Here is a 14,016-nt window from a genome sequence, read left to right on the forward strand (position 1 = left end):
ATCACGTATGAAAATTCGTGCCCAACGTGTTGCCGAGCAAATGCGTAAAGAGATTACAGATGTCTTGTTACGGGAAGTGAGTGACCCACGTACAAAGAACGCTACAATTACGAGCGTTGATGTGACAGGGGACTTACAACAAGCAACGGTCTACTATACGGTGCTCGGTGATGAGGAAGATGTGAAAGCAGAAACGCAAGCAGGTCTCGACAAAGCGAAAGGATTTATCCGTCGCGAAATCGGGAACCGCATCCGTCTTCGTAAAACACCAGAAATCTCGTTTGAATACGATTCTTCGGTCGCATATGGTAGCCATATCGATTCATTGATTCGTGATTTGAACAAAGACCAATAATTTGAAAGGGGAGACATCGTTCTCCCTTTTTTGTATGGAGGGATGAAGTTGGAACCGAACGGAGTGCTTGTACTCGATAAGGACCGAGGCATGACGAGTCATGACTGCGTGTTCAAGTTACGAAAGTTGTTTCAAACGAAAAAAGTGGGTCATACGGGCACGCTTGACCCGGAAGTGACAGGCGTATTACCAATCTGTTTAGGACGTGCCACAAAGTTATCTCGTTTTATCACGGATGAGGGCAAGCGTTACGTGGCCGAGGTGACAATCGGGACGGCCACTATGACCGAGGACGCTCATGGCGAGGTCGTAGAACAGAAGACAGTCACACCGAATGAGTTGGACGAGTCACAGATTGATGAAGCGATGCAGCAATTGATCGGAACGATTGAACAGATTCCACCTTATTATTCAGCGGTCAAGGTCAATGGGAAGAAACTGTATGAGTACGCCCGCAAAGGTCAAACCGTGGAACGCCCCCGTCGGATGGTCGAGATTCACCGTCTGGAGCGGACGAGCGAGTTAACGTTTGAAGAAGGAGTATGTCGTTTCCAAATGGAAATCGATTGCGGAAAAGGGACGTACATTCGTACGCTCGCCGTACAAATCGGGGAGAAACTCGGTTACCCTGCTCATATGAGCGAGCTGAGACGCACGAGTTCCGGCTCATTCGAAGAAGCGAACGCTGTATCCCTCGAACAGTTACAGGCATTAGAGACGGTCGAAGAACGATTGGCGCATGTCATCCCACTCGAAGAGGTCATCAAACGTTGGCCAGCCATCACGATTCCAAAGAATCGAGAACGGTATATTCGGAATGGTGGCAAGCTGAACGGCGTTTCGCTCGAATTTGAGTTATTTACTGTCTATAATGAAGAAGGAATCCCTCTTGCTTTATATCGAAGACAAGATGGAACGACAGACGCTACAGTCGAGGTCATGCTGGCCATCGACTAAGGGGGAAATTGACAGTATGGAAACAAGACATCTCACCTATCCAGAAACGCCTGACCTGTATCCATCGGTCATGGTACTCGGTTTTTTTGACGGTGTTCATAAAGGGCATCAAGCCGTGATCAATCATGCGAAGCGTGTTGCGGCGGAGCATAACCTTCCGGTGACGGTCGTCACGTTCGACCCACACCCGAAACAAGTACTCTCAAACAAACCCGACGCGGTCCGTTATATCACACCGCTATCCCGAAAATTGAAACGAATCGAAGCGCTCGGGGTCGAGCGATGTCTCGTCTTGACCTTTACGAAAGAGTTGGCTGGATTATCTCCTCAACAGTTTGTCGACGATTATTTGATTGCTGCTGGAGCCGTACACGTGACGGCAGGATTTGATTACTCGTACGGCAAGTTCGGTGAAGGGACGATGGAGACACTCCCATACCATTCTCGCGATCAGTTCACGACGTCCATTGTTACAGAACAGACGATGGATGGAGAGAAGGTTTCATCGACGCGAATTCGTAAATTATTGGCTGAAGGCCACGTTGACGCGGCTCAAGAGTTACTCGGTGCCCCTTATGTCATCTGCGGTGAAGTCATTCACGGAGATGCGAGAGGGCGTACAATCGGGTTCCCGACAGCAAACGTGTTGATGGACGCCTCATACGTCATGCCACGACTCGGCGTGTATGCGACACGTGTCACGCTCCCTGATGGTCGGACGTTCGAGGCGATGACCAACGTTGGGCGTCGTCCGACGTTTTATGAGACGGGAGCAGTCTCTGTCGAAAGCCACCTCTTTGACTTTTCGGAGGATTTGTACGGGCAAGTGATCGAAATCGAGTGGGTTCAGTATATTCGTAACGAGCGAGCGTTCGATGGGTTAGATGCATTGGTCGCTCAACTGAAACAGGATGAGGTATCGGCACGCTCAATCCTATCTTGACTTTCGGTTGCGGTTACGCTATCCTTGTCAAGTACGCAAAGTACACCGTTTCGCTTGGCTGGTCGATTCACCAACGCCGGCTCGGCAACGCGGCAATTTTTAATTAAATGGAGGTGGAGAGGCAATGGCACTCTCAAAAGAACGTAAAAACGAAATTATCGCGGAATACGCGACTAAACAAGGTGACACTGGTTCACCGGAAGTACAAGTGGCAGTGTTGACTGAACAAATCAACACATTGAACGCTCACCTTCGTACACACAAGAAAGACCACCACTCACGTCGCGGTCTCTTGAAAATGGTTGGACGTCGTCGTAACTTGCTTACGTACCTTCGTAACAAGGACGTTACGCGCTACCGTGAATTGATTCAACGCCTCGGTCTCCGTCGTTAATCGATCGAGACTGTTTAACGGGCTGGGACAACGTCCTAGTCCGTTTCTTGTTTGTTAAGAGGAAAATGATTAGACATTCGTAAGATAGAGTTACATAATAAACTAGATAAGGTTTGAGAGGAGAATGTACATGTTAGGTACGAAACAAGTATTCTCTACAGAGTGGGGCGGACGCCCATTGTCTGTAGAGGTCGGTCAACTTGCGAAGCAAGCAAATGGCTCGGCGCTCGTTCGCTATGGTGACACGGTCGTCCTTGCGACAGTAACGGCTTCAAAAGCACCAAAAGATTTAGACTTTTTCCCATTGACGGTCAACTATGAGGAGAAACTTTACTCGGTAGGTAAAATTCCAGGAGGATTCCTTCGCCGTGAAGGACGTCCGGGGGAAAATGCGATTTTGACATCACGTCTCATCGACCGTCCAATTCGTCCACTCTTCCCAGATGGATTCCGTCATGACATTCAAGTCATGATTTATGTCATGTCGAACGATCCAGATTGCTCGGCGGAGATGGCGGGAATGCTCGGAACGTCAATCGCACTTTCGATCTCAGATGTACCGTTCGATGGTCCAATCGCAGGTGTGACGGTCGGACGTGTTGATGGCGAATTCGTCGTCAACCCAACGACAGCTCAAATGGAGAAAACGGATCTTGAGCTTCAAGTTGCAGGTACATCGACTGCCATCAACATGGTTGAAGCTGGCGCGAACGAAGTACCAGAAGATGTCATGCTTGAGTCGATCTTGTTTGGACATGAAGAGATCAAGCGTTTGATTGCGTTCCAACAAGAGATTGTTGATGCAGTCGGCAAACCGAAGTTTGAATATACGGTCTCGAAATACGATGAGGCACTCACAGCAGAGCTTGAAGCAGCTCGTCCTGAAATCGTTGAAGCGGTTCAAGTGGAAGAAAAACATGCCCGCGATGAAGCAATCAACGAAGTGATTGCGAAATACGTGGCGATGTATGAAGAGCGCCTTGCTGATGAGCCGTCGAAACTTGGTGAAGTTTCGGGCATCTTGAACAAATTCGTCAAAGATGAAGTCCGTCGCTTGATCACGGTCGACAAAGTCCGTCCAGACGGTCGTCGCCCAGATGTCATCCGTCCGCTCGCATCAGAAGTCGGATTGCTTCCACGCGCACACGGTGTCGGTCTCTTCACACGTGGTCAAACACAAGTCATGTCGGTCGCAACACTCGGTGTCATCGGCGATGCGCAAATCATCGACGGAATCGGCTTAGAAGAGAACAAGCGCTTCATGCACCACTACAACTTTCCACCGTTCTCGGTCGGAGAAGCACGTCCAGTCCGTGCACCAGGTCGTCGTGAGATTGGTCACGGGGCACTTGGTGAGCGCGCACTCTTGCCAATCATTCCAAAAGAAGCAGACTTCCCGTATACGATTCGTCTCGTCTCGGAAGTACTTGAATCAAACGGTTCAAGTTCACAAGCTTCAATCTGTGGCTCGACGCTTGCCTTGATGGATGCAGGTGTACCAATCAAAGCGCCGGTCGCTGGGATTGCCATGGGCCTCATCATGGAAGGGGAGCACTACACGGTCTTGACAGATATTCAAGGTCTCGAAGACCACCTCGGCGACATGGACTTCAAAGTTGCCGGAACGAAAGATGGGATTACAGCCCTTCAAATGGATATCAAGATTGCTGGAATCACGCGTGAAATCTTAGAAGAAGCGCTTGAGCAGGCACGTGTCGGTCGTCTACACATCCTTGACCATATGCTTGAAACATTAGACACACCACGTACACAATTGTCGAAATATGCACCGAAAATTGTGACGATGACAATCAATCCGGATAAGATCCGTGATGTGATTGGACCAGGTGGTAAGATGATCAACAGCATCATCGACCAAACAGGCGTCAAGATTGACATCGAACAAGATGGTACGGTGTTCATCGCCTCGACAGACCAAGAAGGCATTGATCTTGCCATGAAGATGATCGGGGACATCGTTCGCGAAGTCGTCGTCGGCGAAGTATTTGATGCAACGGTACGCCGCATCGAGAAGTTCGGCGCGTTCGTCGAACTCTTCAAAGGAAAAGATGCACTCGTACACGTTTCTGAATTCAGTCTCGAGCGTGTCGCAAACGTTGAAGACGTTGTGAAGCTCGGTGATACGATTCAAGTCAAAGTCACGGAAATCGATGATAAAGGTCGTGTCAACGCGTCGCATAAAGCGCTCATCTTAGAAGGCTTATCTCCTGAAGAGCGTGAAGCGTATGAAGCGAAACGGAAGGCTGCACGTGAAAGCCGTCCACCTCGTGAAGGCCGTCCGCCACGTCGTGACGGGGACCGTCGTCCACCGCGCTCGACAAATTAATTATTCTGGCCATCGTCTTGGTGCGATGGCCTTTTTCATAGGAGTGAGAATATGGAATGGATGACACTACAAAATGGTATCCGCGTCATCATCGAACCGATTGAAGGTTCTCGCAGTACGTCAACAGGTGTCTTTATTAAAGCTGGGACACGAACAGAGTCATTTGAAAACATCGGAATCAGTCATTTGATTGAACATATGTTATTTAAAGGAACATCGACGAAAAACGCGAAAGAAATCGCTTCCTTTTTCGATGAACTTGGTGGAAGCGTCAACGCCTTCACCTCAAAAGACCATACTTGTTTTTACGTGAAGACGCTCGACGAGCATGCGGTCATGGCGCTCGACGTCTTGACGGACATGTTGTTTGATTCGGTACTCGATGAGACAGAACTCGAAAAAGAGAAACGTGTCGTCGTGGAAGAAATCAAAATGTATGAGGATACACCTGAAGATCTCGTACATGAGCTATTGGCAGTTGCGGCATATCGTGACGATATCCTCGCACAACCAATCCTTGGAACGGAGGAGAGCGTCAATCGATTGACACGCGACCAACTCGTCGATTATTTACAAGAACGGTACGTGGCAGAAGAAATCGTCGTCTCCATCGCAGGACATGTCTCTGAAGAGTTGATGGAGGCAGTGAAGCGTAGGTTTGCCAACATCCCTTCTAGGGAATCGTCGAAAGAACTCAATCAACCAGAACTGTTCCATGATACGTTGACGAAACGTAAGGAGACAGAGCAAGCACATCTCTGTTGGAACTATGAAGCCATCTCGGCAACGGATGATCGTTTACCACATTTGGCACTCATGAATAATGCCATCGGTGCAACGATGTCCTCACGACTGTTTCAATCAATTCGTGAAGAAGAGGGTCTGGCCTATTCGATTTATTCGTACTATACGACGTTCGCCGATCACGGGACGTTCACGATCTATGTCGGAACATCACCAGACACGTTAAACCAAGTCGAGGTCATTCTAGAAAGAGAATTGAAGCGTTTGTTCGAAGAAGGATTGACGGATGAGGAAGTCGATAAAGGGAAACGCCAATTGAAAGGTTCGCTCGTTCTCGGGAATGAAAGCTCGAGCGCACGGATGAATCGGAACGGTCGGAACTTATTACTACTTGATGAAGTAGAGCCGATTGAACAAGTGATTCAAAAAGTGGAGAAAATCAAGCGTGATGAGGTCAATGCGTTGATTCGTGAAGTGTTGACACATCAGCCAGCGAAGTCATATGTCCTCCCAAACGAAGCGTGACTTGAAACCGAATTGTAAGTTCTCTACACTGATTAAGAGGTATTCTTTAGTTTGGATAGGATACAGGTGAAAGAAGGGAAAGACTTGAACTTAACGGACTTAGTGAAGACGATACAACTCATTAACCAACCAAATCTTGAAGGCATCGTGGTGACTCACGTGACAACCGATTCTCGGGAAGTTGTCCCGGGGACGTTGTTTGTCGCCATCAAAGGCTATACGGTCGATGGACATGAATATGCGGCTCAAGCAGTGGAACGAGGGGCCGTAGCGGTTGTCAGTGAACGACCGCTCGAACTATCGGTTCCGAACTTGATTGTGCGCGATAGTTCTCGTTCAATCGGTCTTTTGGCTTCGGCGTTTTATGCGTATCCTTCTGAACAGATGCGACTGTTTGGAATCACTGGAACGAATGGTAAAACGACGACGACCACGATTTTACGGGATGTCCTAGACGTCCTCGGACACTCGACTGGCCTGATTGGCACCGTCGAGGTACGAATCAATGACAAGGTCGTACCGAGCAAGAATACGACACCCCAAAGCTCAGAATTACAACAACTATTGGCACAAATGCGTGATGAAGGTGTGACGGACGTCATGATGGAAGTCTCTTCACACGGTCTTGAACTCGGTCGTGTCATCGGTACGGATTTTGATATTGTCGGATTTACGAATTTGACGCACGATCATCTCGATTTCCATGGAACGTTCGAAAACTATGCACGCGCAAAGGGATTGTTGTTCGCTCAACTCGGTCAAATGGCATCACGCGGGAAGGTAGCCGTCTTGAATGCGGATGATGCACAGAGCGCTCTCTATGAGACGATGACAGGTGCTAAAGTGTTGACATACGGAATCGACACAACGGCCGATTTGATGGCGTCAGAGATTGAACAGACGTTGTCTCAAACGAGCTTTGTGTTGAACTATCAAGGCACACGCCTACCGGTGACCGTACAGTTTATCGGTCGATTTAACGTGTATAATTTATTGCTTGCGACAGGTTGCCTCCTCGCAGCAGGATACTCATTAGAACAAATCGCTAGAGCGCTTGAAATGATTCATCCAGCCAAAGGACGCATGCAGCGCCTAGACGTGCCTGGGTACAACGTATACGCAGACTATGCCCATACACCCGACGGCATCGAACAATGTTTGAAATCGCTCGTCGGTGTACCGAAAGAGAAGATTGTGTTTTTAATCGGTACGGGCGGAAACCGTGACGTGACAAAACGTCCGGCAATGGGTGAGATGGCATCGACTTACGCTGGGACAGTCATTATTACAACGGACGACCCGCGTTTCGAAGCATATGAATCGATTACAAAAGGAATTGCGGCCGGAATGACACATGACAACTATGTGGAAATCGGCGACCGGGAAGAAGCAGTCCGTTACGCGGCAAGTTTAGCCAAACCAGATAATATCATCGTGTTAGCAGGAAAAGGGCATGAAAAATATCAAATTATCGGAAACGAGAAATTGCCACTCGACGAAGAGGCGATTGCCCGAGCGACCATTTTGAATACGGAGGAAGCATGATTTATGGCAGTACAACCAGTTACGTTGACAGAAAAAGAACATGACGACTTCGTCAAAGCACATGATCGTGGTGATTTATTACAACTATCAAGTTGGGGAGATGTAAAACGACAGAACGGATGGACGTCTGAGCGCGTTGCGGTTGCCCGTGACGGTTTAACGACCGGTGCGGCGTTACTGTTATTTAAGCGCGTGCCGAAATTACCGTATACGTTATGTTATGCCCCACGCGGATTTGTAGTGGATTATGATGACGTGGCGTCTCTCCAGGCACTTGTAAAAGAAACGAAGCGAGTCGCTGCAAATCACAAGGCGATTGTCGTCAAAATCGATCCAAACATCGACCGCGATGAGATCCCGGGCCTCTTAACGGAAATGGAAGCCGTCGGATTTCATCATAAAGGGTACGGGGGTGGCTTTGACTATGCGCAACCTCGTTTCACGATGGAGACAGATTTACGACCGAGTGAAAAAGAAATCTTTGCGAAATTCCATCATAAATTCCGTTATAACGTCCGGTTAGCGGAGAAGAAAGGTATCGTCTGTAAAGAAGTCGGGCGAGACGGATTAAAAACGTTTGCCGACCTCATGAAAGTGACGGGAGAACGTGATGGGTTTGCCATTCGAGGTCTCGATTATTTTGAAAATCTGTATGATTGTCTCCAACCGAACGATGCACGACTCTTTTTGACAAAGCTCGAACCGAAAATTGCGCTCGATCAGCAACAAGCAGCGCTTGAAAAAGCAAAAAAAGAGTTGGAAAAGATTGAACGTGGTTTAGAGAAGGAGACGGTCGAAAAGAAACGGACAAGCCTTCTTAACCGTAAAGAACAGACGGTGGCTCAAATTCAAAAAGCCGAGCAGGCGTTACCTGAGCTCATCGAACTGAACAAGACTTATCCGGATGGACTCGTGTTGTCAGGTGGGCTATTGACACTTGCGGGACGACGTTCTTATTACTTATATGGTGCCTCATCGAATGAGTTCCGTGAATTCATGCCGAACCATTTGATGCAGTGGACGATGATGCAAGCGGCGAAAGAGAGCGGAGCCGAACGATATGACTTCGGCGGTGTCTCAGGCAGCACAGACCCAGATGATGAATACGCGGGTCTCTATGCCTTCAAGTCCGGATGGGGGAGTGACATGATTGAGAAAGTCGGAGAGTTCGACCTCGTCTTGAATCGTCCACTCTATATCGCACTTGAAAAAGGATTGCCAATCCTAAAAGGGCTGCGTAAACGGTTAAGAAGATGAGGTGGACCGGCGTATTATCACTCGCGATGGTCGCCTTCTTGATTGGGATTGTGCTGGCTTACTTTTATATGCAACCTCAACCTGTACCATGGGTGGATGAGCCGACGTTTGAAGCGGACATGTGTGTGCGGGACCTTGAGGCAGAAAGTACAATTTTGGCAAGAACCAATATTGATTTCGACCGCCTTCATCCGCAAGTTGCGGAACGGGGAGCGACCTTTGTGCGATTGGCTCATTCTTGTCTCGGTCTCGAAGTACGATTGACATCAGGATACCGTTCAGCAAAAGAACAGAACGCATTATATGCGCAAGGTCGGTCTAAACCTGGACAAGTCGTGACGAACGCAAAAGCTGGTCAGAGCTATCATAATTATGGACTTGCAGTCGACTTTGTCATCATCCATGACAACAAAACGGACTACGAGTTAAGTACGGACCGTAATCGTAACGATGTACCAGATTGGCAAGAGCTCGGAGAATTAGGGAAGGCGCTTGGTTTTGAATGGGGTGGGGACTGGAACTCATTCCCTGACTATCCGCACCTCCAGATGGACTTTGGCTTGTCCATCCGACAACTCGTCGAAGGGAAACGCCCGGACAAAGAAGCGGTCGCACCGCTTGCCGATACACTAAAACCTCTACTAGATTGAACGGAAATGTTGGCAATGAAGCCGTTTTCCGATACAATATTCAGTAGCGATAAGGGACGAAACAGAATATGAAACATTTAGGAGGTTTTTGTTAGTGTCAAAAAAGAAGACAGAGAATATTAGCGTCTTTGCGCTTGGAGGCGTAGGCGAAATCGGAAAGAACATGTACGTCGTGGAGCTAGACGACGACATCTTCGTCATCGATGCCGGTCTCATGTTTCCAGGCGATGAGATGCTCGGGATTGATATCGTCATCCCAGACATCACTTATTTAAAAGAAAACAAGGATCGCGTTCGAGCGATTTTCATCACACACGGTCACGAAGACCATATTGGTGGACTCAGCTACGTCCTACGCGATTTAAAACACGTTCCGGTATACGGGACAAAATTGACTCTTGGGTTAATTGAACTGAAATTAAAAGAGGCCGGTTTATTGAAAGAAGTCGACCTTCGCATGATTGATGCCAAAACGAAATTGACTATCGCTGATCATCTCGTCACGTTCTTCCGCGTCAATCACTCGATTCCCGACTGTGTCGGTGTTTGTATTCAAACATCTCAAGGTGCGATCGTCCATACCGGAGACTTCAAGTTTGATTATACGCCAGTCGACGGGAAACAATCCGACTTCAACAAGTTGGCTGCGATTGGACAGCGCGGTGTACTCGCGTTACTTTCTGATTCGACAAACGCAGAGCGTCCAGGTCAAACTGGTTCAGAATCGATTGTCGGCGCTGAGTTGAACGATGTGATCTATCAAGCCGAAGGTCGTGTCATTGTGGCGTCATTCGCGTCGAACGTTCATCGTTTACAGCAAGTCTTTGCAGCCGCAGAAGCGAATGACCGTAAAGTCGCGGTCGTTGGTCGCAGTATGGTCAACATCGTCGAAGTCGCACAAAAATTAAACTACTTACGTTTCAAAGCGAAGACACTTGTCGAGTTGTCGCAAGTAAATCGTCTTCCTGATAACAAAGTCGTTATCTTGACGACGGGATCTCAAGGAGAGCCGATGGCTGCGTTGACGCGTATGGCACGTAACGCGCATAAGCAAGTGAATATTCGCTTAAACGATACAGTCGTCATTGCGGCGACACCGATTCCAGGTAATGAAAAGTCGGTTTCGAAAACGATTGACTTATTGTTCCGTTCTGGGGCAAACGTCATTTACAACCAACGTAAAGTTCACGTATCCGGACACGGTTCGGCAGAAGAGTTGAAGTTGATGCTCAACCTCGTCAAACCGAAATACTTCTTACCGATTCACGGGGAATACCGGATGCAAATGGCACACTCGAAGCTCGCTGAACAAGTAGGTGTCAAACCGAACAACATCTTCATCGTCGAAAAAGGAGATGTCGTCGAGTTCACGGGTCGAAAAGCCCGGATGAGCCGAAAAGTTCCTGCGGGTAACGTATTGATTGATGGGATTGGCGTCGGTGACGTCGGGAACATCGTCTTACGAGACCGTCGTTTGTTGTCACAAGATGGGGTCGTGCTTTGCGTGGTCACATTGAATCGGAAACAGAAGAAATTGATTTCAGGACCTGAACTCATCTCACGTGGATTTGTGTATATGCGCGAGTCGGAAGAAATGATTTCAGAGGCAAACCGTATTGTCACGAAACAGATTGAAAAGAGTCTGCAAGCTGGCAGTGATTGGACCGAATTGAAATCAAATATCCGCGAGCGACTTAGCGTCTTCTTATTCGAGCAGACGAAACGTCGTCCGATGATCTTGCCGATCATCATGGAGATTTAATGGAATGAGAGTGAGGCAAAAGTCATCTGACTTTTGCCTTCTTTTTTTAGGAGGAACTAAAAGTGGCTCAAAAAACGAGAAAAACACCCGTGAAGCGGAAGCGACCAACAACGCGCAACACGAGAAAACGGAAAAAACAGCCGATTGCGCCACGTACATATGGATGGGGAATTTTCGTTCTTTCCATCGTCGCATTCGTATTTGCCTTGTTCGATTTTGGATGGATTGGTCGGCAACTATCTGATTTGTCCGAATACCTGTTTGGTGGCTGGGGTGCGCTCACATATTTGATGATTGCCATCTTGTTATGGATTGTATTAAAACCGATGAAGCCGATGGAGCGAGCTGGACTGCTCAGTATGACCGCCTCATTTCTACTGTTTGGAGATTTACTTTGGGGAGATGAGCGCGGTGGGGTCAACGGTGCACTTTATGGGTTAAACCAATACTTATTTTCTGATTTTGGTCTCATCTTTTTAGGCGTCGTCTGTTTTATCCTCGGTGTTTCCCTCTATGTCCCAACGATTTGGGGAACCATCTATCATCGCCTAGAGGAATCCGTAATGGCCGTGAAAAAAGAATGGCAATCGAGACCGAAAACAGAAAAAAAACAAGACAACAAGCAAAATCAAGAACCGAAGCGGTCGCGAAAACCATCGCCTGAGCCGATGCTCGCAGAAGCCGATTTAGAGGTGGAGTCAGAATCAGATGTGGTCACGATGAATGACATCCCAATCGTCGGATTCAGTGAGAAAGTTGTCGCGGAGAAAAAAGAGGAGCCTAAAAAGGAGTCGTCTACGGAAACGGATGAATCAATCTCGACCGAGGAGATGATGATGACCGCGGCGCAAGACGTCTCAGACACGTATGAGCTCCCGCCTTTCACGAATCTGAAGGAACCGGTGATCACCGATTTATCCGGAGAAAATGCGCGTTTAAAAGAGAATGCCGCTAAATTGGTGAAAACATTAAAGTCGTTTGGTGTAGGGGTGAAAGTATTGAAAATTCACCTTGGTCCGACGGTCACGAAGTATGAGTTACAGCCGGACATCGGTGTGAAGGTCAGTCGAATCACGTCGCTTAGCGATGATCTCGCACTTGCGCTTGCCGCGAAAGATATTCGAATCGAAGCACCAATTCCAGGAAAGGCTGCGATTGGTATCGAGGTACCGAACCAGGAAGTCGCTCCAGTCAGTCTTCGTGAAGTGCTTGAGGCAGACCCAGTGAAACAAGACGATTCAAAACTGCTCGTTGCACTCGGACGAAGCATTAGTGGCGAGACTGTTGGCATCTCACTAAACAAAATGCCACACTTACTCGTGGCAGGGTCGACAGGTTCCGGTAAATCAGTCTGTATCAACGGGATGATTGTATCCATCTTGATGCGTTCTCGCCCGGATGAGGTCCGTCTCATGATGATTGACCCGAAAATGGTCGAACTCAATGTTTATAATGGTGTGCCGCATTTGTTGACGCCTGTTGTCACAGATCCGAAAAAGGCAGCCCAGGCATTGAAACAAGTCGTTGCCGAGATGGAAAGACGATATGAGCTGTTCAGTCGATATGGTGTCCGTAACATTGAAGGATACAATGAGCTCGTCGATAAGTCCGATGATGAGGATGCAAAACGTCTACCCTTCATCGTCGTCATTGTCGATGAGTTGGCAGATTTGATGATGGTCGCTTCAAATGATGTTGAGGACGCTATCATGCGACTCGCTCAAATGGCACGGGCAGCCGGGATTCATATGGTACTGGCGACACAACGTCCGTCGGTTGACGTCATTACAGGGGTCATCAAAGCAAACATCCCGTCTCGCATCGCATTTGCGGTCTCCTCACAAACCGATTCCCGTACAATCTTGGACGGAGGAGGAGCAGAAAAACTGCTTGGGCGTGGCGACATGCTCATGCTTGCTAATGGGATGAACAAGCCGGTGCGTGTCCAAGGAGCGTTCGTCTCCGATCAAGAAGTCGAAACGGTCGTTAATCACGTCATCGCACAGCAACGTGCGCAGTACGTAGAAGCGATGATGCCGAAAGAAGAAGAAGTGACGACGATTGACTCGGACGATTCATTGTTCGGAGAAGTCATTCAATTCATCGTTACCCAGGAAACGGCTTCGACCTCGATGATTCAACGAAGATTTCGAATCGGGTATAATCGGGCAGCGCGTTTGATTGACTCGCTTGAAGAGGCGGGATACGTAGGTCCGTCAGAAGGTTCGAAACCACGGAAAGTATTAATTCATGAACAAGATGAATAAATTCAAAAAACGAACGATTGTATACATTGATATACAATCGTTCGTTTTTTATTCCTTTTTCTACGATATGGAAATATTCGCGCAAATCAGAGAGGTTCGCTATAATATAAATGTAATATAGCACATATGTCCTATAACGTTTATTAGTACATACTTTTAAAAACGACTGAAACGCTTACATTTTTTTAATAACGTTTACATTTTACAAAAGTTTTTCAAACTGAATCGAAATGGGTAAAATGGACTCAGAGGTACGGTTGGAGATGGTTT

11 protein-coding genes are annotated in these 14,016 nt (G+C 47.9%); all 11 read left to right on the top strand.

All coding sequences use genetic code 11. The features are described from left to right. The first annotated feature begins 7 nt into the window (after positions 1-7). The 11 genes from rbfA to ON063_RS00475 all read left to right on the top strand — a co-directional run bounded on the left by rbfA (position 8) and on the right by ON063_RS00475 (position 13,746). Positions 8-355, top strand: coding sequence for a 30S ribosome-binding factor RbfA (rbfA, locus tag ON063_RS00425; protein ID WP_015881430.1), 348 nt, complete (start codon positions 8-10; stop codon positions 353-355). Between the two features lie 42 nt (positions 356-397). Next, complete coding sequence (gene truB, locus ON063_RS00430; protein WP_274663872.1) at positions 398-1,312, top strand: tRNA pseudouridine(55) synthase TruB; 915 nt, start codon at positions 398-400, stop codon at positions 1,310-1,312. Between the two features lie 16 nt (positions 1,313-1,328). Further along, positions 1,329-2,255 carry a bifunctional riboflavin kinase/FAD synthetase gene (locus tag ON063_RS00435; RefSeq protein ID WP_274663873.1) on the top strand — a complete coding sequence of 309 codons (927 nt, stop codon included), beginning with the start codon at positions 1,329-1,331 and terminating at the stop codon, positions 2,253-2,255. Between the two features lie 124 nt (positions 2,256-2,379). Then, positions 2,380-2,649, top strand: coding sequence for a 30S ribosomal protein S15 (gene rpsO, locus ON063_RS00440; protein WP_074034662.1), 270 nt, complete (start codon positions 2,380-2,382; stop codon positions 2,647-2,649). 130 nt (positions 2,650-2,779) lie between these two features. After that, positions 2,780-4,996 (top strand): polyribonucleotide nucleotidyltransferase, encoded by a 2,217-nt coding sequence (gene pnp, locus ON063_RS00445; RefSeq protein WP_214691847.1) that lies wholly within the window; start codon positions 2,780-2,782, stop codon positions 4,994-4,996. 51 nt (positions 4,997-5,047) lie between these two features. Beyond that, complete coding sequence (locus ON063_RS00450; protein ID WP_274663874.1) at positions 5,048-6,265, top strand: M16 family metallopeptidase; 1,218 nt, start codon at positions 5,048-5,050, stop codon at positions 6,263-6,265. Between the two features lie 84 nt (positions 6,266-6,349). Next, positions 6,350-7,810 (top strand): UDP-N-acetylmuramoyl-L-alanyl-D-glutamate--2,6-diaminopimelate ligase, encoded by a 1,461-nt coding sequence (locus tag ON063_RS00455; RefSeq protein WP_274663875.1) that lies wholly within the window; start codon positions 6,350-6,352, stop codon positions 7,808-7,810. Positions 7,811-7,813: 3 nt separating this feature from the next. Next, positions 7,814-9,067 (top strand): lipid II:glycine glycyltransferase FemX, encoded by a 1,254-nt coding sequence (locus tag ON063_RS00460; protein WP_274663876.1) that lies wholly within the window; start codon positions 7,814-7,816, stop codon positions 9,065-9,067. Next, positions 9,064-9,717 (top strand): M15 family metallopeptidase, encoded by a 654-nt coding sequence (locus tag ON063_RS00465; RefSeq protein WP_274663877.1) that lies wholly within the window; start codon positions 9,064-9,066, stop codon positions 9,715-9,717. The genes ON063_RS00460 and ON063_RS00465 overlap by 4 nt, the downstream gene beginning before the upstream one ends. Positions 9,718-9,811: 94 nt before the next feature. Further along, positions 9,812-11,479 (top strand): ribonuclease J, encoded by a 1,668-nt coding sequence (locus tag ON063_RS00470; protein WP_074034657.1) that lies wholly within the window; start codon positions 9,812-9,814, stop codon positions 11,477-11,479. Between the two features lie 62 nt (positions 11,480-11,541). Further along, the gene (locus ON063_RS00475; RefSeq protein WP_274663878.1) at positions 11,542-13,746 is read left to right on the top strand and encodes an FtsK/SpoIIIE family DNA translocase; all 2,205 of its coding nucleotides are present in this window, start codon (positions 11,542-11,544) and stop codon (positions 13,744-13,746) included. Positions 13,747-14,016: the final 270 nt, after the last annotated feature.

It is taken from the genome of Exiguobacterium sp. B2(2022), assembly GCF_028823655.1.
Taxonomy (GTDB): domain Bacteria; phylum Bacillota; class Bacilli; order Exiguobacteriales; family Exiguobacteriaceae; genus Exiguobacterium; species Exiguobacterium aestuarii_A.

Excerpts from the sequence above, each read along its gene's own strand:
- pnp (WP_214691847.1), top strand. The coding sequence starts at position 2,780 with ATGTTAGGTACGAAACAAGTATTCTCTACAGAGTGGGGCGGACGCCCA.
- ON063_RS00460 (WP_274663876.1), top strand. The coding sequence starts at position 7,814 with ATGGCAGTACAACCAGTTACGTTGACAGAAAAAGAACATGACGACTTC.
- rbfA (WP_015881430.1), top strand. The coding sequence starts at position 8 with ATGAAAATTCGTGCCCAACGTGTTGCCGAGCAAATGCGTAAAGAGATT.
- truB (WP_274663872.1), top strand. The coding sequence starts at position 398 with ATGAAGTTGGAACCGAACGGAGTGCTTGTACTCGATAAGGACCGAGGC.
- ON063_RS00435 (WP_274663873.1), top strand. The coding sequence starts at position 1,329 with ATGGAAACAAGACATCTCACCTATCCAGAAACGCCTGACCTGTATCCA.
- ON063_RS00465 (WP_274663877.1), top strand. The coding sequence starts at position 9,064 with ATGAGGTGGACCGGCGTATTATCACTCGCGATGGTCGCCTTCTTGATT.
- ON063_RS00450 (WP_274663874.1), top strand. The coding sequence starts at position 5,048 with ATGGAATGGATGACACTACAAAATGGTATCCGCGTCATCATCGAACCG.
- rpsO (WP_074034662.1), top strand. The coding sequence starts at position 2,380 with ATGGCACTCTCAAAAGAACGTAAAAACGAAATTATCGCGGAATACGCG.